The sequence below is a fragment of the Aeromonas sp. 603757 genome (assembly GCF_049171255.1).
Classification (GTDB): domain Bacteria; phylum Pseudomonadota; class Gammaproteobacteria; order Enterobacterales; family Aeromonadaceae; genus Aeromonas; species Aeromonas veronii_A.
The window spans coordinates 57,587-82,224 of sequence record NZ_JAAKOE010000019.1 but is presented as its reverse complement, the minus strand read 5'-3'; the positions used below and the strand labels follow the sequence as shown (position 1 = coordinate 82,224).

Genomic DNA, 24,638 nt, shown 5'->3' with positions numbered 1-24,638 from the left:
GGAGAAGTAACCCATGCAGTATCGTTTTCCGGATAACTTCTGGTGGGGCAGCGCCAGCTCGGCCCCGCAGATGGAAGGCGCCGCCAACCGCGGCGGCAAATCCGCCAATATCTTTGACTACTGGTTCTCCATCGAACCGCAGCGTTTCCACAACGGGGTCGGCCCAACCGACACTTCCACCTTCTATGACAACTTCGAGAGCGACATCAAGCTGCTCAAGCAGCTGGGGCACAACAGTTTTCGCACCTCCATCTCTTGGTCACGGCTGATCCCGGACGGGGTGGGCGAAATCAACCAGGAGGCGGTCAGCTTCTACAACGCCGTCTTTGACCGGCTGCTGGCCGAGGGGATCACCCCGCTTATCAACCTCTACCACTTCGACATGCCGATGTGCATGCAGGAGCGTGGCGGCTGGGAGAGCCGGGAAGTGGTGGCCGCCTATGTGCGCTACGCCACCCGCTGCTTCGACCTGTTTGGCGGTCGCATCAAGCACTGGTTCACCTTCAACGAGCCGATTGTGCCGGTCGAGTGCGGCTACCTTGGCCACTACCACTACCCCTGTGTGGTCGATTTTGGTAGGGCGGCCACCGTCGCCTACCACACCGCGCTGGCCCATGCCGGTGCCGTGCAGGCCTATCGCGCCTGCCAGCATGATGGCGAGATCGGCATCATCCTCAACCTGAGCCCGACCTATCCCCACTCGCAGGATCCGGCAGATCTCGCCGCCTCCCGCATCGCGGATCTGCTGCTCAACAAAAGCTTCCTCGATCCTGCCCTGAAGGGGAGCTACGCCCCCGAGCTGGTCGCGCTGCTAGAGCAGTACGACTTGCTGCCGCAGATCGAAGAGGGTGACAAGGCGCTGCTCGCCGCCGGCAAGGTGGATATCCTCGGCATCAACTATTACCAGCCGCGCCGGGTCAAGGCCAAAGAGGTGGCGTGGCAGGGTGTACCGCGCACGCCGGAAGATCTGTTCGACTACTACGAGATGCCGGGCCGCAAGATGAACCCCCACCGCGGCTGGGAGATTTACGAAAAAGGGATCTACGACATCCTCACCGACCTGCGAGTCAACTACGGCAACCTGCCCTGCTACATCTCGGAAAACGGCATGGGGGTCGAAGGGGAAGAGCGCTTTATCGGTCCCGAGGGACGGGTGGAGGATGACTACCGCATCCAGTTCATTCGCGAGCACCTCCAGTGGCTGCATCGCGCACTGGAAGAGGGCAGCGCCTGTCGCGGCTATCACCTGTGGACCTTTATCGACAACTGGTCGTGGCTCAACGCCTACAAGAACCGTTACGGCTTCGTCCGCCTCGATCTCAAGAGCCAGCAGCGCACCATCAAGAAAAGCGGCTACTGGTTTGCCGAGGTAGCGCGCAACCATGGTTTTAATTAACGGTTTCAATTAACGCATTTACGCAAGGAACGACACATGTTCGATCTGGACAACATCACTGAAGAGGCCACCACCAGCAACGATCTGGAAGAGGTGGTAATGGGGCTTATCATCAACTCCGGGCAGGCCCGCAGTCTCGCCTATACCGCGCTGAAAAAGGCCAAGGAGGGGGACTTGGCTGCCGCTCACCAGCTGATGGCACAATCCCGCGAGGCGCTCAATGCCGCCCATCTGGTGCAGACCCAGCTGATCGAGGACGATCAGGGGGAAGGCAAGATCCCGGTCACCCTGGTGCTGGTCCATGCCCAGGATCACCTGATGACCTCCATGCTGGCCCGTGAGCTGATCAGCGAGCTGATCGAGCTGCACGAAAAGCTGCATAACCAATAACCTCCGGACGGGGCGAGAGGCCCCGTCATCGGCCCGCAGATCAGGAAGCGACTCATGAGCGTTAAAACAATCCGGGAAACCGAACTGTTTAACAACAAACCGTTCCACATGTTCATCTACAACAAACAGGTGAGCGGAACCGGTTTGCACCAGCATGACTACTACGAGTTCACCCTGGTACTGACCGGTCGTTACTATCAGGAGGTCAACGGCAAGCGGGTGCTGCTGGAGCGGGGGGACGTGGTGTTTATCCCGCTCGGCTCCCGCCATCAGAGCTTCTACGAATTCGGCACCACCCGCATCTTTAACGTCGGGATCACCCGTACCTATTTTGACGAGCACTTCAAATACCTGTTGCCGGAACACTTCGTCGCCTCACAGGCCTATCCGCTCAAGAGCGAGTTCCTCAGCTACATCGAGTCGGTGCTGGTCTCGCCGGGGTTTAGGGAAGAGGCGCTGACCGAATTTCTCGAAGTGGTGACCTACGCGGTGATGAACCGGCTGCGTCACTACAAGGACACCTCCGCCAGCGATGATCTTCCGCTCTGGCTCCACGAAACCGTGGAGCGGATGCACGATCGCCCCCTCTTTGCCGAGGATGCGCTGGCCAACATGGTCTCCCTCTGTGGCAAGAGCCAGGAGTATCTGACCAGGGCCACCCGGCGTTACTACAACAAGACGCCGATGCAGATCATCAATGAGATCCGGATCAACTACGCCAAGATGCAGTTGGAGGTGACCAACAACTCGGTGGCCGATATCGCCTTCGAGACCGGCTACAACGACGTCAGCCTCTTTATCAAAAACTTCAAGAAGCTCACCTCGTTTACCCCGGGCAGTTACCGCAAATATCTCTATCCGAAATTCGAAAGTTCAGCCTGAGACCAGCGAGTTGCTGACCTAAACAACCCGGTTCAAGAGAACCAATCCATTGTGACCAGCCCCTGCCACAGGCGGCTGCGGCCCCTCTCACCATGAAGACAGAGCGGCCACCATCAAACCTAGAAAGATCGATGAAGAGGGATTTATGAGCGAGAAGATCAAGGTAGTGACCATTGGCGGCGGCAGCAGCTACACCCCCGAGCTGGTCGATGGTTTCATCAAGCGCTATGCCGAGCTGCCCATCAGCGAGCTGTGGCTGGTAGATATTCCCGCTGGCGAAGAGAAACTGAACATCATCTTCGACCTCTGCCAACGGATGATCCGCCAGGCAGGCATCCCCATGACCCTGCACAAAACCCTGGATCGCCGCGAGGCACTAGTGGGTGCCAACTTCGTCACCACCCAGCTTCGCGTCGGCCAGCTGCAGGCGCGGGAGAAGGATGAGCGCATCCCGCTCAGTCACGGCATGCTGGGGCAGGAGACCAACGGCGCAGGCGGCCTGTTCAAGGGGCTGCGAACCATACCGGTCATCTTCGACATCATCCGCGACGTCGAAGAGCTTTGCCCGGATGCCTGGCTGATTAACTTCACCAATCCGGCCGGCATGGTGACCGAAGCAGTGCGCCGTCATACCAACTTCCGCCGTTTTATCGGGGTGTGCAATATTCCGGTCGGCATGCAGATGTTTGTACGCGATGCCCTCCAGCTGACCGAGCATGATCACCTCTCCATGGATTTGTTCGGCCTCAACCATCTGGTCTTTATCGGCGATGTGCTGGTCAACGGCGAATCACGCTTTGACGAGCTGCTGGAAGGGGTCGCCGATGGCAGCCTGACCCGCGCCAGCTCGGTCAAGAACATCTTCGACCTGCCGTTCGATCCCGGTTTTATCCGCGGCCTGCGCCTGCTTCCCTGCTCCTACCTGCGTTACTACTTTAAGGAGAAAGAGATGCTGGGGATCGAGATGGGTGAGTTCTACAAGGGCGGTGCCCGAGCTCAGGTGGTACAGCAGGTCGAGAAGAAACTGTTCGAGCTCTACCAGAACCCCGAGCTGTGCGAAAAGCCCAAGGAGCTGGAGCTGCGTGGCGGCGCCTACTACTCCGATGCAGCCTGCGAAGTGATCAGCGCCATCTACAACGACAAGCAGAGCGAGCACTACGTCATCGTGCCCCATCAGGGCCATGTCACCAATATCCCGGCTGACTGGACGGTGGAGATGAGCTGCCTTATCGGGCGTGACGGTGCCATCCCCCACCCGCGCCTCACCCGCTTTGACGACAAAGTGAACGGGCTGGTGCACCTCATCAAGAGCTTCGAGATAGCCGCCGCCAAGGCTGCCATCAGTGGCGACTTCGATGACCTGCTGCTGGCGATGAACCTCAACCCGCTGATCCACTCCGACAACGATGCCCGCATCGTCGCCCGCGAGCTGTTGCTGGCCCACCGCGAACACCTGCCAAACTTCGCCGCCGCCATCGACGCCCTCGCCTGAGGCCAGCACGCCCCGCCCGAACCGGCGGGGCGCTTAACCGCAAGAGGACTGCCATGAGCAAGAGATTGATCATCAACGCCGACGATTTCGGCCTCTGCCGCGCCCAGAACTACGGCATCGTAGAGGCGTTCGAGCACGGGGTCGTCAGCTCCACCAGCGCCATCGTCACCTCCCCCGCTATCGCACACGCCGCCTGGCTGGCCGAACGCTTCCCCGAATTGCCAGTCGGGCTGCACTTTATGCTCAGCTGGGGGAAGCCGCTCACGCCGCTCACCTCGCTGGTGAACGAGCAGGGCGAGCTCAACAAGGGGATCTGGCACAAGAGCGAGGCGGGAGAGCTGGATCTGGCCGAGATATCCGGTGAGCTGGCGAGTCAGTATCAGCGCTTTGTCGCGATTTTCGGCAAGCAGCCGACCCATATCGACAGCCACCACCATGTTCATATGTTGCCGACACTCTACCCGCTGGTGGAGGCTTTCGCCAAGGCGCATGGCCTGCCCCTTCGCATCGACCGGGGCGAAATAGCCCGCCACGGCCTGACCGTCACCCACCCGCAGAGCTGCGATCGGTTCGACGACCGCTTCTACGGCGCGCAGCTGACCCAAGCCAGCCTGCTGCAACTGCTCGATGAGGCCAGTGAACTGGGGGCCCATTCGCTCGAGATCATGTGCCACCCTTCCTTTGTCGATCTTGAAATGCAGGGCAGCTCCTACTGCCAGCCCCGCCTCAACGAACTGGCGATCCTGACCGACCCGTCCCTGCCCGCCCTTATCGCCGAGCGCGGTTACCGCCTCGCCAGCTATCGGGAGTGGCAATAGCCGCAGGCCATCAGGTGGACCGGTAAAAACCGCAGATGCAAAAAGCCCAAGCGGGTGACCGCTTGGGCTTTCTCTTTGAATATGGCGGAGGAGGTGGGATTTGAACCCACGGATGGTCGCCCATCGCCGGTTTTCAAGACCGGTGCATTCAGCCGCTCTGCCACCCCTCCGAACGGCGTGCATACTACGCTAAGCCCTTGTTCATATGCAATACATATTTCCTGTGGGATAGTGTGCGGGAGCAAAATGGCAGGTGGCTTGAAATTGTTCCTCGTCATCCCTATTTGTTCTACATACAATGCGTAAACATGCAGTAACAAACAGCGATCACGAGGCGGCTGCTCGCCGTCTCACCCGGACATCAAGAGGACACCCAAGATGGATACCCGTTCTATCTACACTGGCACCCAAAGTGCCGTACGCGATACCAACAAGGTGCTGCGTAACACCTATATGCTGCTCTCCCTCACTCTGGGCTTCTCTGCCGTGGTGGCGGGGGTCGCTACCGTGATGAACATGCCGCCGCTGCACTGGGCCGTGTTCCTGATCGGCGTCTACGGTCTGATGTTCCTGACCGAGAAGAATCGCAACAACGGCATGGGGCTGGTCTTCACCTTCGCCCTGACCGGTCTGCTGGGCTATAGCCTGGGCCCCATCATCAACATGTACATGAACAATGGTGGTGGCGAGATCGTGATGACCGCCCTTGGCGGCACCGCGCTCACCTTCTTCGGTCTGTCGGCCTATGCCCTGACTACCAAGCGTGACCTCTCTTTCATCGGCGGCATGCTGTTCGTCGGTTTCTGGGTACTGCTGGTGGCCATGATTGCCAACATCTTCCTGCAGATGAGCGCCCTGAGCCTGGCTCTTTCCGCCATGTTCATGCTCTTCTCCTCCGGGGCCATCCTGCTGACCACCCAGCAGATCGTGCGCGGCGGCGAGACCAACTACATCTCCGCCACCGTCACCCTGTATGTCTCCATCTACAACATTTTCCTGAGCCTGCTGAGCCTGCTTGGCGGCAACCGCAACTAATCAAAAACCCCGCTTCGGCGGGGTTTTTATTGGCTCCTGTTTCTGTCAGGATAAGTTGCAAATCAAGGATATGATGCGAAGCGGCCCTGATCCAAATCAGGGCCGCTTCTCGCTTGGCGGGGTAACATCCTGCCCTCGTTTCGTTCAAGGGTTGTTCCTGTTTCATGCCGATGGATCTCTCTGGCCTGCTGCGCCGACTGCTGACCGATAGTCACATCTACTTCGCCCTCAAGGTGCTGCTGGCCATTCTCGGTCTGCTCGCCTTCACCCTGGCCACCGGCAATATCCAGCTCACCGTGCTGCTCTCCCTCGGGGTAGTGGCCGGCGCCATCGCCGAAACCGACGACAGCCTGTGGGGACGGCTCAAAAACCTCGCCATGACGCTCATCTGCTTCATGTTCGCGTCCCTCTGTGTGCAGTATCTCTACCCCACCCCCTGGCTGTTTGCCATCGGGCTGGCCAGCTCCACCTTTATCTTTGTGATGGTGGGGGCCCTCGGTGCCCGCTACGCCACCATCAGCTTTGGCTCGCTGCTGATCGCCATCTACACCATGCTGGGGGCCGCCAAGGCGCCGGATCTCTTCTACCAGCCGCTGGCACTCGGCGCCGGCGCCCTCTGGTACGGGCTGGTCTCGTTTATCTGGCTCTGGCTGCTGCCCTACAAGACCCTGCACGAGCAACTGGCCCAGAGCTACTTCGCCCTTGGCCGCTACCTGCTGGAAAAGTCCCGCTTCTTCCCGGCGGACGAGCACGGCGCCCAGGCCATTCGCCACAATCTGGCCCAGCTCAACATCAATCTGGTGAGCGCGCTGACCCTCACCAAGTCGGCCCTCAACGCCCGCCTGAGCCGCCGCCATCCGGCGAGCCCCGAGCTGGCCAGCCTGCTGCGCCTCTACCTGCTGGCGCTGGAAATCCACGAGCGCGCCACCTCCAGCCACTACCCTTACAGCCGGCTGGAAGCCGAGCTCAAACAGGGCATCGTACTGGAAGGGTTTCAGGAGGTGTTCCTGCAACTCTCCGAGGCGTGCCAGCGGCTCGGTTACGCCATTTTGGTGCACAAGCCCTACGCCCATAACAAGCGCATCCACTGGACGCTGGAGGCCCTCGGCGATCAGCTGGAGTTCACCAATCTCAAGCAGCACTACCCGAAAACCCTGCTGACGCCGATGAAGTTCCTGCGCCGCAATCTGGCCAGCATCAACCAGCTGCTCGGCAGCGCCGAAGTGCTGCAAAACCCCGAGCAGCCGGAGCAGGAGCTGCCCGCGCTGGCCAAGCCGCCCCGCCTGCCGCTGCTGACCCAGCTCAAGCAGCACCTCACCTTGCACTCAATGGTGTTTCGCCATGCGCTGCGCCTATCCTTGGGGCTGGTGATCGGCTACGGCATACTGCAAACCTTTGATATGGATAAGGGCTACTGGATTTTGCTGACCGTGCTGTTTGTCTGCCAGCCCAGCTACAGCGCCACCCGCCGCCGACTGGTGCAGCGGATGCTCGGCACCTTCGCCGGCATACTGGTGGGCATTCCGGTGCTCTGGCTGTTTCCCGAGCTGCACGTCCAGCTGGTGGTGATGGGGCTGGCCGCTTTCCTCTTCTTTACCCAGGTGCGCAACAACTACAGCGCCGCAGTCTGCTTTATCACCCTCTACGTGCTGATGGCGTTCAACCTGCTCGATGGCATCGGCTTTGCGATCCTCGGGCCGCGGCTGCTCGATACCCTGCTCGGCTGCCTGATCTCCTACGGGCTGGTGGCCTGGCTCTGGCCGGACTGGCAGTACAAGCGGCTGCCGACCCTGATCGCCAATTCGCTGTCTGCAAACGCCCGCTACCTCTCGGCGGTGCTGGCGAGCCTCAAGCAGCAACGGGACGAGTCCATCGACTATCGGGTGGCGCGCAAGAGCGCCCATCTGGCGGACAGCGAGCTGGCTACCGCCTGGCAGAGCATGCTGGTGGAGCCGCAAAAGCGCCGCCGCTTCCTCGATCTCTGCTTTACCCTCACCTGGCGCAACCACGCCCTGCTCTCCTACATCTCGGCGCTGGGGGCCCATCGTGACAAGCTGGAGGCCATCAGCGGGCTGGATGAAGTACGCCACCACATCTGCCACACCCTGGAGCAGGCCGCCGGTCATCTGGCGGGCAACCCCTCCAGCTCCATCGGAGGTCAGTGCCCGGTGATAAGTCCGGACAGCAGCGAGGAGCAGCTGATGCTGACCCAGCAGCTCAACCTGATCAGCGAGCTGGCGGATCAGCTGCTGCATTTGGCCAACGAGAGTCGGTTGCTCACCGGGGATCAAGGCGCTACCATGCCCGCCCAATTCTGATAGCCCCATTAGCGAGGAGCCCCCATGTCTGCGTCCGAAAAACATCAGCTGGAATTCAACGGCCAACTCATCGAGACCGATGCCAAGGGCTACCTGCTCAACAGCAACGACTGGAGCGAGGAGCTGGCGCTGGTGCTGGCCGCGCAGGAGGGGCTCACGCTTGAGGAGCCGCACTGGGAAGTGGTGCGCTTTGTGCGCGCCTTCTATCTGGAGTTCAACACCTCCCCCGCCATCCGCGCGCTGGTCAAGGCGATGGAGAAGCAGTACGGCCCCGAGAAGGGCAACAGCCGCTACCTCTACAAGCTGTTCCCGGAAGGCCCCGCCAAACAGGCGACCAAGATTGGCGGCCTGCCCAAACCGGTGAAGTGCATCTGATCCCATGCATCTCATCCCATAACAACGGGGGCCGCAACTGCGGCCCCCGTTGTGTTTGGTGCGCTATCTTCGCGCACCTCATATTCATATATCTCAGGCTTCCAGCCAGCCTTATCCCCGCTTGTCAGCCAGCGCCACCAACTGCTCCGCCAGCCGGTGACCGTGCAGGTAGGAGGTAATCAGCTCACTATCAGCTTTGCCGATTTCAATCTGCTGATACCAGTGCGCCAGCATGGCGGCAAAGCCGCGCTGGGCCAGCACCGGCTGCCAGTCGTTGGGGCTAAGCATCTGCGCCTGTTTGTCGCGGGCGATGATGCCGCGAGTGCAGTTCTCAAGGTGCAGGGAGAGGTTGTCGCCGTAGGCATCGATGCGCTCCTCGGTGATCCCGGCGCTGCGGTTCATGCTGCCGCTGATGGCGCGATCGCCGCTCTGCCAGCTGACGCTCACCCCGGCCAGCAAGCTGTTGTCCTTCGTATCCGGTCGCAATACCGCATGAAAGTCGCCGCCCGGCACGCCGCCATAGAAGCAGAGGCTGTCGAGGACATGGATAAAGTCGTCGAACATAAAATCCCGCGCCTTGCCCGGCAGGGCGAAGCGGTGCTTTTGCCAGTTGAGCTCGGTAAGCGGCTGGGCGCGCGCCTCGGCCATGGCGGGCAGATAGCGGCGGTTAAAGCCGGTAAAAAGGGTGCAATCTTGCGCGATGGCGAGGTTGGCCAGTCCCTCGGCCTCGGCCAGATTGTCGCACAGGGGCTTATCGACAAAGGTAGGGATCCCTGCCCGCAGGCACTGCTCGGCCAGCTCGCGGTGAACGGCGGTAGCGGCGTGGATCATCACGGCGTCGGGGCGACTGGCCAGCATGGCCGCCACATCGGTAAAGCACTCGGCGACCCGATACTGGCGGGCCAGCTTCTCCAGCACCGCCGGATTGCGGGTACAGAGCAGCGGGGTGACCCGCTCGTCACTCGCCAGCAGCGGCAGATAGGCTTTTTGGGCGATATCCCCCAGACCAATCATGGCAATGCGCATCTCAACTCCTTTTCACTCGATAACGGGACAAGCGGATAACTGCCCGCACCATCGCAGGATTTGTCCCGCAGATCCAGCCTGCCGTTAGCAAACTGGCTGGCGTACGCAGCCCTGTGCAAACGGCGACGTTATTTGGGCATGGCAAGATCGCAGACCGACTTGATCACCTCGGCCAGCCACTCGATGGCGAGATTGCCCTGGCTTTTGCGATGTCTGCCAACCACCACCTCGAACTGCTGCGGCGTTCCGGTCAGTTCCACGTTGCGAAAATCGCCGAGGGCGGCGATGGCCGACGGAAGGAATCAAATTGGGACACCCACCTTTTGGAACGGGAGAAATTGGGACACCCATCTTTGGAGCAAGCCACTACTAGGCTACTTGCAGGCCCAATAAGGGGAGGTATCCGAACTGATGCCTGCAAAAGTTGGCTGGTGGGAGAGATTGCCAGGTTTAGAAAGCAACAGCCCCTGCACAGCCATTTATTGGACTATGTGCAATACCCGGAGCTATCAGCAGGGTGGATGCAAATCTATCACAGCCTTGGTTGATGGCATCGTCGCTGGCCACAGTGGCGGGCAAACTGCTGACATTGATCTCTGTCTCCCACCACTCTGATCCCTTGTCGCCTGAACAGCGTCACCTGCTTCAACCAGCGAACAGCATCGAGTCCCAATCGTTCCAGAATGGGTCCAAATTGGGCCGGAATATGACCCCGCTTGTCGGGCCGAATAGCACGACCAGTCCAATCAACCAGCATCAGGTAGTCGCTGAAGGCATAAGGCAGCTCTTCAGGCTTACCCTGGCGGGCAAACGGCAGCAAAAGTGGTGGCAAAACCTCAGTAGTAGCAGTCGCGTCAAGGCGCTGTTTGATACTGGTGTATTCACTCTGCTCTGGCCGATCGGTCAACGCAGCTCGTATCGGATTGAGGTCAACATACGCCATACAGGCCAACAAGGCGGATTCGGTGAGCAAAGCCTGACTCTTGAAGCGCCCCTCCCAGAAATGGCCCTTGCAACCATCTTCCTGATTGGCCTGACGGGCCAGATTTTCATTGAGTAGCCGAATAAACCAACTTATGGAGTGAAGCCGCTCCCGCCATTGGGCCAGCAATTGCTGCACGACAGCCAGTTCAGGCTCGATCAACGTCTCCCCCTGATACCAGCGCCTGACCAAATGCGGCCACTGGAAAAGCGTCGCCCAGCGCTCAGCCACCTCCCGCTCACTCCAGTTGGCTGCGGTATCGGGCTCCACCTTGAGCACCAGATGATAGTGATTGCTCATCACCGCATAAGCACAAATGCCGATTGCAAACAGCCGCGATAGTTGCCCCAACTTGTCGACCACCCACTGACGCCGATGCTCGTAACTCTGGCCAGAATGGGCATCGTCACCACACAGAAAGGCTCGCCGCACACAGCGGCTGACCACATGGTAGTAAGGCGTATCCTGCAAGCTGATTTGACGTGAACGGGCAATGGTCATGGCACATCCCTCAACGGTGACCTCTTGAGTCAAGAACAGCCCTACGCCACTGTCAAAAAGGTGGGTGTCCCGAAAAAATGTGACCGGCGCAGTGGTTGGTTGAGCCTCTATTGCCATCCCTATAGCCATCCTCTGCCCCTCCCCTTGCTTACTGCTTTATCAGAAGTCATCAGCCTGTCATCTGGCTGACATCCCGCGGTCATTTTCAAACCATAGAGTTTTTAACTTATTTTTCATATGGATAGATAAGGAACATCATGACTTTCCCGCGCTCTTCTTATGTGGCTTTGGCCGTCTCGCTGGTCTTGCTTGGCGGCTGCCAGTCAGAGAACGAATCGTCTGCCGACAGCCAGGGCAAAACGGCCTATCAGTACAGCACCAAAGCGGTCTACAGCCCGCAGCAGCAGGCGGAGAGCTACGAGCCAGCGCCTCAGGGGTTCAGCCCGGTCTTTACCGAAATGGTGGCGCGCCACGGCTCGCGCTCCCTCTCCAGCCCGAAATATGACGTGCTGACCAAGCTGGTATGGGAAGAGGCACAGCGTCAGGGGGCGCTCACCACCCTCGGGCAGGGGCTGGGAGGCAAGGTCGATCTGGTGACGGCCGCCAACCAGAAACTGGGTTATGGCCTGCTCTCGGCGCTGGGCAAGGAGGAGCACGCCAATCTCGCCACCCGGCTGGCGGCGCGGCTGCCTACCCTGCTCAACAGCAGCGAGCCCCACTGCATCAAGGTGGTCACCTCGGGCAAAGACAGGGCCAACGAAAGCGCCTTCTACTTTATGGAGAGCCTCAAGCGCGACGTGAGCTATGTCAGCGACTCGGCGCAGTGCTACCTCACGCAGGATGACCCCTCGAAGATCGACAAAAAGCTGGTCAACAAATTCGAGCTCTACTTCCACAAGACCACGCCCGAGGGGGATTACGCCCGCTACCTGCCCGCCTATGAGAGTTATCAGCGCTTTATCGGTGACGAAGATGCCGGGATCGCCCCGGCCCCCGAGCTGGCCAGGGCGCTGGATCAACTGAAAAACCTGAGCAAGACCAAAGAGATGGCCCGCAGCATGCTGGAGCGTATCTACAGCAAGGGCTTTGTCGACTATCTGGCGGGCGGCGTCGAGTTTGTCGCCGTCAACCCGGAGGATGGCGGCATGACCTATGTGCGCGACGAGGTGGATGCCGCCCTGATGCTCTACAACCTCTTTATCATCGGCCCCGGCATGATCCGCGAAGCACAGGCACAGGGCAGCGAACCCTGGGCGCTGGAGCAGTTCCTCACCCCGGAGGAGTCTGCCTGGTTCTCCTACCTCTCTGATGCGGAAGATTTCTACGAGAAGGGGCCGAGCTTTGCCAACCAGAGCGCCCCCTACGCCATTGCCCAGCCGCTGCTCGACGGCCTGTTTGGCGAGGTGCAGCGTCAGGTGGTGGAGGGTGAGCAGAGCCGACGGGCCACCCTGCGCTTTGCCCACGCCGAAGCCATTATCCCCCTTGCCGCCCTGATGAAGCTGGAAGGGAGCCGTCAGGGGGCCAGCCCGGATCAGCTGTTCAGCCAGCAGAACAACGAGTGGCGCGGCGGCTGGGTCTCCCCCTATACCGCCAATATTCAGTGGGATATCTACCAGAACGGGCAGCGGCAGGTGCTGGTCAAGATGCTCTACAACGAAAAGGAGATCGCCTTTAAAACCGGCTGCCAGCCCTACCAAAGCGGCAGCCACTACTACGACTTCGAGGAGCTCAAACGCTGCTACGGCTATAACGGCTAACCCCAAACACGCCGGATATGGCAATCATAAGGGGCGACCAGCAGGTCGCCCCAATTCACACCCCTTCCCTGCTTGCCAAAGCGGGATATGGCTATAAAGCCGCCTTCCGGCTCCATTTGCTGAGCAAGCTCAAAAAACGATTAATTTCTGATAGTTAAGCCAATTTAAGGCTCGCCCAGACAGTTTCATTTGGCTTACCATAGCCAGCCAGAACATATTGATCTGAGATGGGTTGCTGCCAACGCGGATCAGGGGAGCATATTGGAAGCTGTAATCCACGGGCGATAGGGCAATACGTCTTATACAAAAGGATGGTCAACAGAAAGGTTGAAGTCCCAGATCTAGTCATCTACCTATATATGAGCACATAGATATGGCCGAAGAAAGTGAACAAACCCAAGCTAAAAAAGCTAGTTGCTTTGTGATTATGCCAATTTCTGATCAGATGGGATATGAACAAGGACATTTCAGCCTTGTGTACGAAGACATTATCAAACCCGCCATTGAACTGGCTGGCATGGAAACGATTAGAGCTGATGAAACGATAAACACAAATCTTATACAACTTGATATATTGCGAAAAGTAATTGACTCGGACATTGCAATTTGTGATATGAGTGCAAAAAATCCAAATGTGTTTTATGAGTTAGGTGTTCGTCAAGCTTTCGATAAACCGACAGTCCTCATGATTGATGAGGCAACTACAGCTCCATTCGATGTATCAAGCCTACGATACGTGACTTATAGTAAAGAAATGAAGTATCGTGATGTAAAATCAGCCGTAATGAAATTGGCTGATACCCTAAGAGATACTTATTCAAAACGTGAAGATAAAACAGAAATAAATTCATTGATTAGGCTAATGGAGCTAACCTCTCCGGCACAATTAAGCAGCTCAGATTTAAGTGAAGAGGATAAATCTTCTATTTTGCATGAGATTCAATATTCAGAATTAATGAATGTCATTCAAAATTTAAAGAGTGACCAATTAAAACTATTAGATGAGGTTCAAAGCATTAAGAGGCTTAACCTTAGAAACAATATGATTGTATTAGATGAGTGGTCAAATGCAAATAACAAGAACAATATTAAAACGATGATAGAGGATATTGATGAGTATAATAACAGGTGGATTAAAAAAGCAAAGAAATAATTTTAAATTATCGCCAACTTTAATTACTACCTAAGCGAAACCTAATCGATATATTCTATTTTGCGGTTTAATTAAACTATATATAAAGGCGACCATCCGGTCGCCTTTATAATTTATATCGCTTTCCAATCAGGGAATATTACCGAGCCGGTCGCTTGGCACCATTTCCTTTGGCCGCAGGCTTGCCGCCCTGAGCCGCGGGTTTGGCGCCCGGCTTGGCAGAGCCAGCGCGGGTCGGGGTTTTACCCTTATGGGCGGGTTTTCCGACAGGTTTACCCTGACCAGTACCCTGCGCGGCGGGCTTGCCGTTGCCCGAGCCTTTCTGGAGCTGAGAACCGACCGGTTTGCCATTGCCCACCTTGCCGCCATTTCTGCTGGTTGACGGGGCATTGCCTGCTCCAGCCTCGCTGCGGGCGGCCTTGTTGCCCGCCCCATTGCCGCGCTGATGGGCAATGTTACTGTGGCGAGTCAGGGCCGGTTTCATGCCCTTGCCAGTGGCGGCGCGCTCGTTGCGCCCTTCCGCAGGCACCAGACAGCCGGGGCCACTGCCAATCAGGTGGCCCTTGCCCATGGCGAGCAATGCTTCGCGGATCATCGGCCAGCCAGCGGGGTCGTGGTAGCGCAGCAGCGCCTTGTGCAGGCGGCGACGGCGCTCGCCCTTGGCGACAAACACATCGCCACCGGTGCGGCTCACCTTGTTTAACGGGTTTTTCTCCGTGTAATACATGGTGGTGGCGTTGGCGAGCGGCGACGGATAGAAGTTCTGCACCTGATCGAGCTTGAAGCGGTTCTCTTTGACCCAGAGCGCCAGATTGATCATGTCTTCATCGGTAGTGCCCGGGTGGGCAGAGATAAAGTAGGGGATCAGGTACTGCTGCTTGCCCGCCTCTTTGGAGTATTTGTCGAACAGCTCCTTGAACTGGTAGTAGCTGCCCATGCCCGGCTTCATCATCTTGGAGAGCGGCCCCTCCTCGGTGTGCTCCGGCGCGATCTTGAGGTAGCCGCCGACGTGGTACTTGGCCAGCTCCTTGATATAGCGGGGATCTTCGACCGCGATGTCGTAACGCACGCCGGAGGCGATCAGGATCTTCTTGATCCCCTTGAGGTCGCGCGCCTTGCGATAGAGGTTGATGGTCGGGCTGTGATCGGTGTCCATATGCGGGCAAATGGTGGGCCAGACACAGGAGGCGCGACGGCAGGTCTGCTCGGCTTTGGGGCTCTTGCAGCGCAGCTTGTACATGTTGGCGGTGGGGCCGCCGAGATCCGAGATGACGCCGGTAAAGCCCGGCACCTTGTCGCGGATATCTTCGATTTCCTTGAGGATCGACTCTTCCGAGCGGCTCTGGATGATGCGCCCTTCGTGCTCGGTGATGGAGCAGAAGGAACAGCCGCCAAAGCAGCCGCGCATGATGTTGACCGAGGTCTTGATCATCTCAAACGCCGGGATCTTCTCATTGCCATAGGCCGGGTGCGGCACCCGCTGGTAGGGCAGGCCGAAGACGCCGTCCATCTCCTCGGTTTCCAGCGGGAAGGCGGGCGGGTTGACCCAGACGATGCGATCGCCGTGAGCCTGTGACAGGGCGCGGGCACAGCCGGGGTTGGTCTCGTGGTGCAGAATGCGCGAGGCGTGGGCGTAGAGCACCTTGTCCTCTTTCACCCGCTCGAACGCCGGCAGCTTCACATAGGTTTTTTCCCACGGCTTGGGCTTGGGCGGCTGCACCAGCACAGGCTGGGCTTCCTGCGCGGCAGGTGCCGCGTCGGTGGCGTCATCCGAGCATGGGGCCCCTTCCATATAGGGGTTCATGATGGGATCGATGCGGCCAATCTGGTCGAGCTTGCTCGAATCCACCCCTTTCCAGCCCGGCAGCGGCTCCTTGCGGATGACGGCGGTGCCGCGAATATCCTGCATGGTGTCGATGGTCTCCCCCGCCGCGATGCGGTGAGCCACCTCCACCAGCGGCCGCTCGGCGTTGCCGTAAATCAGGATATCGGCCTTGGCATCGAGCAGGATGGAGCGGCGGATGGTCTCGGACCAGTAGTCGTAGTGGGCGATGCGGCGCAGGGATGCCTCGATGCCGCCGATAACGACGGGCACCTCCTTGAAGGCCTCCTTGCAGCGCTGGGTATAGACCAGAGTGGCGCGATCCGGCCGCTTGCCCCCCACATCCCCCGGAGTGTAGGCGTCGTCGTGGCGCAGCTTCTTGTCGGAGGTGTAGCGGTTGATCATGGAGTCCATGTTGCCCGCGGTCACCCCGAAGAAGAGGTTCGGTTTGCCCAGACGCATAAAGTCATCCTTCGATGACCAGTCCGGCTGGGCGATGATGCCGACCCGAAAGCCCTGCGCTTCCAGCATGCGGCCGATGACCGCCATGCCGAAGCTCGGGTGATCCACGTAGGCATCCCCCGTCACCAGAATGACGTCGCAGCTGTCCCAACCCAGCTTGTCCATCTCTTTGCGGGACATGGGCAGGAAGGGCGCCGTGCCGTAGCACTCGGCCCAATAGCGGGGATAGGAGAAAAGGTTGGTAACCGGCTGCATTTTAACCACCTGGAACAATTCGGGTCGCGCATTATACCGGTTGCGGCCAAGGGGAGCGATGGCTTTTTGTCCCCAGCATTCGCACGGGAAAAGGCGCTTTGCCATCCAACACCACCGTCACGCCACCACAAACAAGCACGCCCGCAGGATGAGTGCGGGCGATCTTTGACTGCAACTGCCGCACGGTGAGCCGGGCCAATGCGGGGGGCTCACCGCCTGAATGGTTACTGACTCAAATCCTTGTCGATCCAGTATTTGGAGCCGGAGATGTTGGCATCGAACAGCAATCCCTTCTCGCCGATCTGGTAGATGGCCATGCCGCCGTTGTATTTGGCGGTAAGCTCGGCGCTCTCCTTGCCAGCTACCACGCCCACTTCGGAAGTGGCCTCCCAACCCTGGGTCACGAAGGCATCGAATCTGGCTTTGTCTTCAAACAGGATCACCTGCTGATAGAACTTGCCACCGATACCGGCCGCCAGCCCCGCGCCAAACATCTTCATATAGGTGTGTTTGCCACTCTTGCGATTGATGGCCACCCCGGCGCCCTGATTGGTATGCAGCATCAGGGAGAACTTGCGCGAATCGAATACTGCGTAGCCATACGCCTTGTCAAACAGCAACTTGGCTGAAGGCTGTTCATTGAACAGGCGCACCAGTGCCGTGTCGGCCATGGTGTTGAGCGCCACCCGCGCCTCCTGCGGGGTTTTGGGCTCCAGCATCTCGTCGAGCTTCTTGTCGGCTACCTTCAGCCACTCCTTGCCAGTGGCGATGCTCTTGTCGGTCCAGACCCCGGCGGTATTGAACGCCTCTTCACCCCAGGCAGAGATGGAGGCCCAGCTCTTTTTGGAGAAGTCGCTGACATCCTGCCATACCTCCTTGCTAGTCTCACTCACGGCGGTGCCGAGATCGGCGGCGGCAGCCTTCAGTTTCTCCCAGTCGGCATGGCTGGGTGACACCACCAACGTCAGTGACAGGGCCAGCAACCAGTTACGCTTGTTCATTTTTTCACTCCCGTATTGTCGAGTGTCTGGGTTACCCGGTGCGATCCCCTACAACGGGCTACCCGGTGAAAATCACTCCCGCATTATCGGAAGGGGAATCCGGTTAAGCAATCATTGAGTCCTGTTTATCCCGCCAAAGCGCGACAACCGTTAATAAAAAGGCTGCTCATCAGAGAGGAGCAGCCTTGTTGAACACTGTGAAACCGGACGGGCTTATTCGACCATCATCACCTTGCAGGTGTTGGTACTGCCGACGGTTTCCATCTTGTCACCGTGGGTCAGCAGTACCATGTCCCCGCTTTGCAGCAGCCCCTTCTCCTTGAGCACGGCCAGCGCGTCGCGGCACACTTCGTAGACCGGTTTGGTCTCGTCACCGTCGAACAGCACCGGGGTCACACCACGGTAGAGGTTGGCCCAGGCCAGGGTCTTGTTGTGGGGGGACATGGCGAAGATCGGCAGACCGGAGCTGATACGGGACATCAGCAGCGGAGTAGTGCCCGATTCGGTCAGCGCCACGATCGCCTTGACCCCTTCCAGGTGGTTGGCTGCGTACATGGTGGACATGGCAACCGCCTCTTCCACCGAGGTGAAGGTGTAGCTCATGCGGTGGTTGGAGACGTTCAGGCTCGGGTGCTTTTCGGCACCGACACAGACGCTCGCCATGGAGGTGACCGTCTCGATGGGGAACTGACCGGCAGCGGTTTCGGCAGAGAGCATCACCGCATCGGTACCATCCAGCACGGCGTTGGCGACGTCCATCACTTCGGCACGAGTCGGCAGCGGCGCGTTGATCATCGATTCCATCATCTGGGTAGCGGTGATCACCACACGGTTGAGACGACGGGAGTGACGGATCAGCTTCTTCTGCACGCCAACCAGCTCGGGGTCACCGATCTCGACGCCCAGATCGCCACGGGCAACCATCACGGCATCGGAACCGAGGATGATATCTTCCATCGCCTCATCGGTGGCGACGGTCTCGGCGCGCTCGACCTTGGCCACGATCTTGGCATTGGAGCCAGCTTCGCGAGCCAGTTCGCGGGCGTAACGCAGATCATCACCGCAACGCGGGAAGGAGACGGCCAGATAATCCACGTTCATCAGCGCGGCTGTCTTGATATCTTCCTTGTCTTTCTCGGTCAGGGCTGGCGCGGAGAGACCGCCCCCTTTCTTGTTGATGCCCTTGTTGTTGGAGAGAGGGCCCGCCACGGTCACAGTGGTATGGATGCGGGTGCCTTCCACGCTCTCGACTTTCAGTTGTACACGGCCATCGTCCAGCAGCAGGATGTCACCCGGCACCACATCATTTGGCAGGCTCTTGTAGTCGATACCAACCTGCTCCTGACAGCCTTCACCCTTGCCCAGGGCTGCATCCAGCACGAACTTGTCACCGATGGCGAGATAGATCTTGCCATCCTTGAAGGTGGATACACGGATTTTCGGGCCTTGCAGGTCACCCATGATGGCAACGTGGCGGCCGAGCTTGGCAGCAATGTCACGCACCTGATTGGCGCGCTGGATATGATCTTCAGGAGTGCCGTGAGAGAAGTTCATCCGCACCATGTCGGCGCCAGCGCGGATAATCCCTTCGAGGATCCCTTCGCGGTCGGTGGCCGGACCAAGTGTGGTTACAATCTTTGTACGTCTAGGCATGAAAGACTCCAATATGAAGTTGAGATAACTTGAGATTCTGCCCCATCAAACCGATGGCTCGATGCACCCGCTTGCAAACCATCCGGGTGGTTTTTGTTATTAAGTTACAATACCACATCAAGACTACACCAAGGAGGGTGGCATAGACAGTCGGGGGCCAAAGCCCCCGACGATTCAGGAAGAGTGTGGTGTTTCAAAGCGGGATTCGCGCAATCCCTCTTTTACCTTCTTCAGGTTTTCACGAAATTTCATCCCCCGGCGCAGGGTAAATCCGGTTGCCAGCACATCCACCAGCGCCAGCTGCGCGATGCGGGAAGCCATCGGCATGTAGACATCGGTATCTTCCGGCACATCCATGGAGAGCACCAGGTTGCACTCGCGCGCCAGTGGGGAATCCTTGGCGGTCATGCCGATCACTGTGGCGTCGTTCTCGCGCGCCAGCGCGGCGATCTCGACCAGCGCCTTGGTGCGGCCGGTATGGGAGATCAGCACCACCACGTCCCCTTCGCTGCTGTTGATGCAGCTCATGCGCATCATGACGATATCGTCAAAGCTCACCACCGGAATATTGAAGCGGAAGAACTTGTTCTGGGCATCGCGGGCAACGGCTGAGGAGGCACCAAGACCAAAGAAGCTTATCTTCTTGGACTGGGTCAGGATATCGACACAGCGGTTGATGGCCGAGATATCCAGGCTGTTCTTGGCTGCATCCAGACAAGCCATGGTGGATTCGAAGATTTTGGCCGTGTAGGTATCGGGGCCGTCTTCTGCTTCCACATGACGATTGACGTAAGGAGTGCCATTGGCCAGGCTCTGGGCCAGATGGAGTTTGAAATCGGGGAAGCCTTTGGTATCGAGGCGACGGCAAAAACGGTTGACGGTCGGTTCACTGACGTCGGCCATTTTGGCCAGGGCGGCGATGCTGGAGTGGATGGCGGTCTGGGGAGACGCCAGGATCACCTCGGCAACCTTGCGTTCTGATTTACTGAAACTTTCCAGGTTGTTCGTAATTTTATCAAGGGTATTCATCATCACCACCAGACGTTTTTGTAATTTAGCTTCAGTGTCTTTGCACTAAATCTACGGCTAAGCAGGTTTCCAATCAAGCTGATGACTATACAAGACAAGCGCTTATCGCAACTAACGCCTGCCGTACAAAGTATGACTCATCTCTAATTATTTCGTACTTTTCGTTACAAAACGTCACCTCACTGTGAAACCGCTTACAAATGTTGCAAAGCAACAACACTGTGAGCAGGCGCACGTTTGTATCGATCCGGCGGGTGAGTGAGCCTGAGCTCGGATAGAATGGGCCGTCATAATCCAACAATAATCTCGGGACACCACAGTCGTCCCCATCCTGTAACGAAGGAGTTGTTATGCAGCATACCCATGCGCTGGTCGGCGATGTCGGCGGTACCAATGCACGTCTGGCCCTGTGTGAGCTGGCCACCGGTACTATCTCTCAGGCAAAGACCTACTCAGGTCTGGCCCATCCCAGCCTTGAAGCCGTGGTTCGCCTCTATCTGGAGGAACACAAGGTCGAGGTGGCTGAAGCCTGCATCGCCATCGCCTGCCCCATCAATGGTGACTGGGTCGCCATGACCAACCACAGCTGGGAGTTCTCCATCAGCGAGATGCAGAGCAATCTCGGGCTGGCGCGCCTGCAAGTAATCAACGACTTTACCGCGGTCTCGATGGCGGTACCGGTATTGGCCGAATCGGATCGCATCCAGCTGGGCGGCGCCGCACCGGTAGCTGGCAAACCCATCGCCATCTATGGAGCGGGCACCGGCCTTGGGGTTGCGCATCTGGTCAAGGCGGGCGATCAGTGGTTGAGCCTGCCGGGCGAAGGGGGTCATGTGGATTTTGCCGCCAACACCGAAGAGGAAGATGCGGTGCTGCAAGTAATGCGAGGCGAACTGGGCCATGTCTCGGCCGAGCGTTTCTTATCCGGCCCGGGCTTGGTCAATCTCTATCGCGGGCTGGTGAAATCCGATGGTCGTGAGCCGGAGCCGTTCGCCCCTAAAGACATTACCGAACGTGCGCTGGCGGGCGAGTGTCTGGATTGCCGCCGCACCCTGAGCCTGTTCTGCGTGCTGATGGGCCGCTTTGCCGGCAACCTGGCGCTCAATATGGGCACCTTTGGCGGCGTCTATATTGCGGGTGGGATAGTGCCGCGCTTCCAGGAGTTCTTCACCAGTTCCGGTTTCCGGGTTGCCTTTGAAGACAAGGGCCGTTTCAAATCCTACCTCAAGGATATTCCGGTATTCCTGATCACCCATGAAGGGCCTGGCCTGCTCGGCGCTGGCGCTTACCTGCGCCAGTCGATGGGGATTACCATCTGATTGTAAGGTGGAGTGAAACTGAAACATCCGTGGTTCAGCATCGATTCAGTGTGGATGGCATATAGTAGTGGCACGTAACCAAGAGGGTTGTACTTCACAAGGAGTGGAAAGCGACTCTCATCCGCTGGATACGTTTGTCACCTGACAAGCCTGAACTGTTTCAACCGGCCTTTTGGCCGGTTTTTTTTTATCTCTGTGCCCCGAAACTACTGGGACAACGCCTTCAGCTGTGCCTTGTCGGGCGGGTTGTTCCAGTCGATGGGGCCGTGGGTAAAGCGGTACTGCAGCCGTGGCAGGCTGGTCTCCAGCCACTCTTCCCTAAAGTAGGCATACCCCTGATTCCAGTCAGGATCATTGGCCCAACCGGTTTGCAGGAAGTAGAGGCGAGTGCCCTGCCCTTCCGGCACAAAGCGCAGACAAACCTGAGTCTTCTGCTGACGAATATGGGGCAGACTGGGCGGAAAATTCCAGCTAAAGCTGAGCAAATCATAGGGCATGACGGCCATGACCCTGCACCCTTCACTGCCCCGTTCACCCAGTGGAGCATCCGGCCTGAAGTAGATTTCGAAGGGGCCATTCGGTTCGGCTACCATCAAACACTCGGGAGCCAGAAAACTGCGCAGACCACTCTCTGTCGTCCAGGCGTGCCACACGTCATCGATATGAGCCGGAACAAAAATGTTGCCTTCAATCTGTTTATTGTCCATAAATCAACAATCCTCACGCCATCCATACAGGGGACTTCGGCAGTATAGCCCCATGACAAATGTATTGGACAGCCCTTAATCACACCCTTGTCATTTGCCCCAGATAACCTTGCCCGCGTGCAACAGGGAACAGTGACCGCCCTTGGGAGAGCATGATGATCAGGCGCATGGAAGAACGTGATATCACCCCGCTGGCCAAGCTGTTTTTACAAGGCCGCAGACAAACCTTTCACTGGGTAGACCCCTCCCTGTTTCACCTGGATGACTTTATCGAGCAGACCCGGGGAGAAGAGATATGGGTGGCTGAGCGAGGGGGGACGCTCTGCGGATTTATCGCCGTATGGCAACCCGATCACTTTGTACATCATTTGTACGTTGCGAGCGACTGGCATGGTCAGGGGATTGGGCGAGCGCTGCTCGAACATGGTCTGGCAAATAATCCCCGCACGGCATCACTCAAGGTGGCAACCCGCAATACGGCGGCCGTGGCCTTCTATCATCGGCTTGGCTGGCAGCATGGCGACGAGACCGGGTACTGCGAGCTCACCGGTCCCTGGTGCAAGCTGTGTCGTGAGTAGACAACAGCTCTCCAGACTGTCATGCATGGGCCCGTAAAGGGAAAATATCGATCCGGGATTGCATGGCAGAATATGAGAACACCACGACCCCAGTTGCGCGCGTGATCGCGACCACCGCTCGCACCGAGGATCCCCCGCAGGGCGTATGTGCTCTCTAGACCCGAAACAGCTTGAGCAGGGTATCGAGCTGACCGGAGAGCTGGCGCAAATCGCTGCTGGCTTCAGCCACTTGCACCACCCTGGCCGCGCTCTCGCTATTAAGGGTGGCAATCCGGTTCACGCTATGGCTCACCGCCTCTGCTACCGAGTGTTGCTCTTCCGAGGCTTGGGCAATATACATGTTCATCTCGCGGATCAGACTGACCTGGTTTTTAATTTTCTCCACCGATACCTGTACATCGGCGGCTTCGGCTCCCGCACGAGAGGCCTGCTCCTGGCTCAACTGCATCCCGGCACCGACATTCTGGGTCGCCTGTTGCAGCCGTTTGATGCTGGCACTGATCTCTTCGGTCGACTGACGAGTGCGCCCCGAGAGGGTTCGCACTTCATCGGCCACCACCGCAAAACCGCGCCCCTGATCCCCAGCCCTCGCCGCCTCGATGGCGGCATTGAGCGCCAGCAGATTGGTCTGCTCGGCAATACCATTGATCACTTCGATAATATTGCCGATGCTGCTGCTCTCGGTAGAGAGGGAGCGCATCAGCCCCGCCACCCGTTCCACCTCTCCCACCAGCTGATGAATCGCCTGATTGGCATGACCGGCCAGATTGTAGCCCTGCTCGACATAAAGGTTGGCCTCATCGGTCGCCGTAGCAGTCTTCACTGCATTACCTGCCACCTCCTGCACCGCCTGGCTCATCTCGGTAATGGCAGTCGCGACCTGATCCAGCTCCAGTTGCTGGGCATCACTGGCGCCCCGAGTATCCGCCGCAAGGGTGTCACAACGTTCCGCGGTCTGCAGCACGCCAGCAGAGAGCTCGTTGATTTCGGCCACCATCTCCTGAAGCTTGGCAATAAAGTGATTGATGTTGGTGGCCAGCGCGCCCATCTCATCCTGACGGCTGATCTTCAGACGCCGGGTCAGATCCCCCTCTCCTTTGGCCAGATCGAACACCGCCTGATTCATCTGATGAAGCGGCCTGAGCACATTGCGATGAATCAGCACCATCAACAGGGCGATGATGCAGAGATCGAGCACCAGGATCTGCCAGACGGTGGTGATCAACTGCTGGCGCAGTTGGGCCTGAATGGCGGCATCACTGGTTTGCACCAGCAATCGGGCCACTGTGTTTTTCTGACCGCTGTCGTCATAGACCAGATCATACCCTCCGTAGGCAGACACATCGGCAGGCATGGCTGTCACGGGGGCAATGTCCCCCGCCGAGTCACGGGCAAACCCGGCTACCAGCTTGTCCTTGTTGACCACCAGCAAAGCACTCAGGATATCGGCCGCCAGCTCGGACTTGAGCGATGCCTCGATGAAGGCCGATTCATAATTCCACAGCGGGCCGGGCAGGGAGAGCTGCAGCCGGCCGATGGCCTGTTCGACCAGCGCACTCTGTTTGCTGTAGCTCTCCGCCCTGACCGCGTTGTAGTTGTAAGCGCCAAACAACACCAGTAGCAGACTCACCGACAGGGAGGTCAACACGGCAATCCTGAACGTCAGACTTTTCCAATCCATGGTTTC

The 24,638-nt window shown here is 58.3% G+C and carries 20 protein-coding genes, 1 tRNA gene and 1 pseudogene; 12 read left to right on the top strand and 10 right to left on the bottom strand.

The window, feature by feature from the left end:
* Positions 1–13 precede the first annotated feature (13 nt).
* From G5332_RS16825 to chbG, 5 genes are all read left to right on the top strand, one after another.
* On the top strand, positions 14–1,396 hold the full coding sequence (locus tag G5332_RS16825) for a glycoside hydrolase family 1 protein (RefSeq protein WP_421311411.1): 1,383 nt from the start codon (positions 14–16) through the stop codon (positions 1,394–1,396).
* Positions 1,397–1,432: 36 nt separating this feature from the next.
* Entirely contained in the window at positions 1,433–1,786 is a 354-nt protein-coding gene (chbA, locus tag G5332_RS16820; protein ID WP_421171701.1) for a PTS N,N'-diacetylchitobiose transporter subunit IIA, read from the top strand.
* 54 nt (positions 1,787–1,840) lie between these two features.
* A complete protein-coding gene (chbR, locus tag G5332_RS16815) occupies positions 1,841–2,668 on the top strand; it encodes a transcriptional regulator ChbR (RefSeq protein ID WP_069554568.1) in 828 nt (275 codons plus the stop codon).
* Between the two features lie 145 nt (positions 2,669–2,813).
* Positions 2,814–4,160 (top strand): 6-phospho-beta-glucosidase, encoded by a 1,347-nt coding sequence (locus tag G5332_RS16810; RefSeq protein WP_213386798.1) that lies wholly within the window; start codon positions 2,814–2,816, stop codon positions 4,158–4,160.
* 53 nt (positions 4,161–4,213) lie between these two features.
* On the top strand, positions 4,214–4,978 hold the full coding sequence (chbG, locus tag G5332_RS16805) for a chitin disaccharide deacetylase (protein WP_227342216.1): 765 nt from the start codon (positions 4,214–4,216) through the stop codon (positions 4,976–4,978).
* An 82-nt stretch (positions 4,979–5,060) separates the two neighbouring features.
* Here chbG and G5332_RS16800 read toward each other — a convergent pair.
* Positions 5,061–5,148: transfer RNA gene (locus tag G5332_RS16800), tRNA-Ser, on the bottom strand.
* Positions 5,149–5,356: 208 nt separating this feature from the next.
* On the opposite strand from G5332_RS16800, the gene G5332_RS16795 reads away from it, so the two are divergent.
* From G5332_RS16795 to G5332_RS16785, 3 genes are all read left to right on the top strand, one after another.
* Positions 5,357–6,013 (top strand): Bax inhibitor-1/YccA family protein, encoded by a 657-nt coding sequence (locus tag G5332_RS16795; RefSeq protein ID WP_005338308.1) that lies wholly within the window; start codon positions 5,357–5,359, stop codon positions 6,011–6,013.
* A 164-nt stretch (positions 6,014–6,177) separates the two neighbouring features.
* Positions 6,178–8,331, top strand: coding sequence for a YccS family putative transporter (yccS, locus tag G5332_RS16790; RefSeq protein ID WP_421311408.1), 2,154 nt, complete (start codon positions 6,178–6,180; stop codon positions 8,329–8,331).
* 24 nt (positions 8,332–8,355) lie between these two features.
* Complete coding sequence (locus G5332_RS16785; protein WP_421311406.1) at positions 8,356–8,706, top strand: TusE/DsrC/DsvC family sulfur relay protein; 351 nt, start codon at positions 8,356–8,358, stop codon at positions 8,704–8,706.
* 111 nt (positions 8,707–8,817) lie between these two features.
* Here G5332_RS16785 and G5332_RS16780 read toward each other — a convergent pair whose 3' ends face one another.
* From G5332_RS16780 to G5332_RS16770, 3 genes are all read right to left on the bottom strand, one after another.
* Positions 8,818–9,732, bottom strand: coding sequence for a Gfo/Idh/MocA family protein (locus G5332_RS16780; RefSeq protein WP_421311405.1), 915 nt, complete (start codon positions 9,730–9,732; stop codon positions 8,818–8,820).
* Between the two features lie 128 nt (positions 9,733–9,860).
* Entirely contained in the window at positions 9,861–9,992 is a 132-nt protein-coding gene (locus tag G5332_RS16775) for a hypothetical protein (RefSeq protein WP_272865866.1), read from the bottom strand.
* Positions 9,993–10,264: 272 nt separating this feature from the next.
* Positions 10,265–11,215: a transposase gene (locus G5332_RS16770; RefSeq protein WP_421311402.1), complete on the bottom strand. Its 951-nt coding sequence runs from the start codon at positions 11,213–11,215 to the stop codon at positions 10,265–10,267.
* 257 nt (positions 11,216–11,472) lie between these two features.
* Between G5332_RS16770 and G5332_RS16765 the strand changes: the two genes are divergently transcribed.
* Positions 11,473–12,972 (top strand): histidine-type phosphatase, encoded by a 1,500-nt coding sequence (locus G5332_RS16765; RefSeq protein WP_421311401.1) that lies wholly within the window; start codon positions 11,473–11,475, stop codon positions 12,970–12,972.
* Positions 12,973–13,345: 373 nt separating this feature from the next.
* Positions 13,346–14,125: a hypothetical protein gene (locus G5332_RS16760; RefSeq protein WP_421311399.1), complete on the top strand. Its 780-nt coding sequence runs from the start codon at positions 13,346–13,348 to the stop codon at positions 14,123–14,125.
* A gap of 139 nt (positions 14,126–14,264) precedes the next feature.
* Here G5332_RS16760 and G5332_RS16755 read toward each other — a convergent pair whose 3' ends face one another.
* From G5332_RS16755 to G5332_RS16740, 4 genes are all read right to left on the bottom strand, one after another.
* On the bottom strand, positions 14,265–16,664 hold the full coding sequence (locus tag G5332_RS16755; RefSeq protein ID WP_421311398.1) for a YgiQ family radical SAM protein: 2,400 nt from the start codon (positions 16,662–16,664) through the stop codon (positions 14,265–14,267).
* A 224-nt stretch (positions 16,665–16,888) separates the two neighbouring features.
* Positions 16,889–17,665, bottom strand: coding sequence for a beta cell expansion factor BefA (gene befA, locus G5332_RS16750; protein ID WP_323912847.1), 777 nt, complete (start codon positions 17,663–17,665; stop codon positions 16,889–16,891).
* A 213-nt stretch (positions 17,666–17,878) separates the two neighbouring features.
* On the bottom strand, positions 17,879–19,318 hold the full coding sequence (gene pyk / locus G5332_RS16745) for a pyruvate kinase (protein WP_216978295.1): 1,440 nt from the start codon (positions 19,316–19,318) through the stop codon (positions 17,879–17,881).
* Between the two features lie 174 nt (positions 19,319–19,492).
* On the bottom strand, positions 19,493–20,350 hold the full coding sequence (locus G5332_RS16740) for a MurR/RpiR family transcriptional regulator (RefSeq protein WP_005347620.1): 858 nt from the start codon (positions 20,348–20,350) through the stop codon (positions 19,493–19,495).
* Positions 20,351–20,694: 344 nt separating this feature from the next.
* Between G5332_RS16740 and glk the strand changes: the two are divergent.
* A pseudogene (gene glk / locus G5332_RS16735) lies at positions 20,695–21,666 on the top strand (glucokinase); the annotation flags it as partial.
* Between the two features lie 206 nt (positions 21,667–21,872).
* Here the strand turns inward: glk and G5332_RS16730 are convergent.
* Positions 21,873–22,373, bottom strand: a complete 501-nt coding sequence (locus G5332_RS16730) for an SRPBCC family protein (protein ID WP_216953138.1) — start codon at positions 22,371–22,373, stop codon at positions 21,873–21,875.
* A 155-nt stretch (positions 22,374–22,528) separates the two neighbouring features.
* Between G5332_RS16730 and G5332_RS16725 the strand changes: the two genes are divergently transcribed.
* The gene (locus tag G5332_RS16725) at positions 22,529–22,951 is read left to right on the top strand and encodes a GNAT family N-acetyltransferase (protein ID WP_266134392.1); all 423 of its coding nucleotides are present in this window, start codon (positions 22,529–22,531) and stop codon (positions 22,949–22,951) included.
* Positions 22,952–23,105: 154 nt separating this feature from the next.
* On the opposite strand, the gene G5332_RS16720 is transcribed toward G5332_RS16725, so the two are convergent.
* Positions 23,106–24,632 carry a methyl-accepting chemotaxis protein gene (locus G5332_RS16720; protein ID WP_266134251.1) on the bottom strand — a complete coding sequence of 509 codons (1,527 nt, stop codon included), beginning with the start codon at positions 24,630–24,632 and terminating at the stop codon, positions 23,106–23,108.
* Positions 24,633–24,638: the final 6 nt, after the last annotated feature.

Coding starts and splice junctions, on each gene's coding strand:
- G5332_RS16825 (WP_421311411.1), top strand. CDS start 14: ATGCAGTATCGTTTTCCGGATAACTTCTGGTGGGGCAGCGCCAGCTCG.
- chbA (WP_421171701.1), top strand. CDS start 1,433: ATGTTCGATCTGGACAACATCACTGAAGAGGCCACCACCAGCAACGAT.
- chbR (WP_069554568.1), top strand. CDS start 1,841: ATGAGCGTTAAAACAATCCGGGAAACCGAACTGTTTAACAACAAACCG.
- G5332_RS16810 (WP_213386798.1), top strand. CDS start 2,814: ATGAGCGAGAAGATCAAGGTAGTGACCATTGGCGGCGGCAGCAGCTAC.
- chbG (WP_227342216.1), top strand. CDS start 4,214: ATGAGCAAGAGATTGATCATCAACGCCGACGATTTCGGCCTCTGCCGC.
- G5332_RS16795 (WP_005338308.1), top strand. CDS start 5,357: ATGGATACCCGTTCTATCTACACTGGCACCCAAAGTGCCGTACGCGAT.
- yccS (WP_421311408.1), top strand. CDS start 6,178: ATGCCGATGGATCTCTCTGGCCTGCTGCGCCGACTGCTGACCGATAGT.
- G5332_RS16785 (WP_421311406.1), top strand. CDS start 8,356: ATGTCTGCGTCCGAAAAACATCAGCTGGAATTCAACGGCCAACTCATC.
- G5332_RS16780 (WP_421311405.1), bottom strand. CDS start 9,732: ATGCGCATTGCCATGATTGGTCTGGGGGATATCGCCCAAAAAGCCTAT.
- G5332_RS16770 (WP_421311402.1), bottom strand. CDS start 11,215: ATGACCATTGCCCGTTCACGTCAAATCAGCTTGCAGGATACGCCTTAC.
- G5332_RS16765 (WP_421311401.1), top strand. CDS start 11,473: ATGACTTTCCCGCGCTCTTCTTATGTGGCTTTGGCCGTCTCGCTGGTC.
- G5332_RS16760 (WP_421311399.1), top strand. CDS start 13,346: ATGGCCGAAGAAAGTGAACAAACCCAAGCTAAAAAAGCTAGTTGCTTT.
- G5332_RS16755 (WP_421311398.1), bottom strand. CDS start 16,664: ATGCAGCCGGTTACCAACCTTTTCTCCTATCCCCGCTATTGGGCCGAG.
- befA (WP_323912847.1), bottom strand. CDS start 17,665: ATGAACAAGCGTAACTGGTTGCTGGCCCTGTCACTGACGTTGGTGGTG.
- pyk (WP_216978295.1), bottom strand. CDS start 19,318: ATGCCTAGACGTACAAAGATTGTAACCACACTTGGTCCGGCCACCGAC.
- G5332_RS16740 (WP_005347620.1), bottom strand. CDS start 20,350: ATGATGAATACCCTTGATAAAATTACGAACAACCTGGAAAGTTTCAGT.
- G5332_RS16730 (WP_216953138.1), bottom strand. CDS start 22,373: ATGGACAATAAACAGATTGAAGGCAACATTTTTGTTCCGGCTCATATC.
- G5332_RS16725 (WP_266134392.1), top strand. CDS start 22,529: ATGATCAGGCGCATGGAAGAACGTGATATCACCCCGCTGGCCAAGCTG.
- G5332_RS16720 (WP_266134251.1), bottom strand. CDS start 24,632: ATGGATTGGAAAAGTCTGACGTTCAGGATTGCCGTGTTGACCTCCCTG.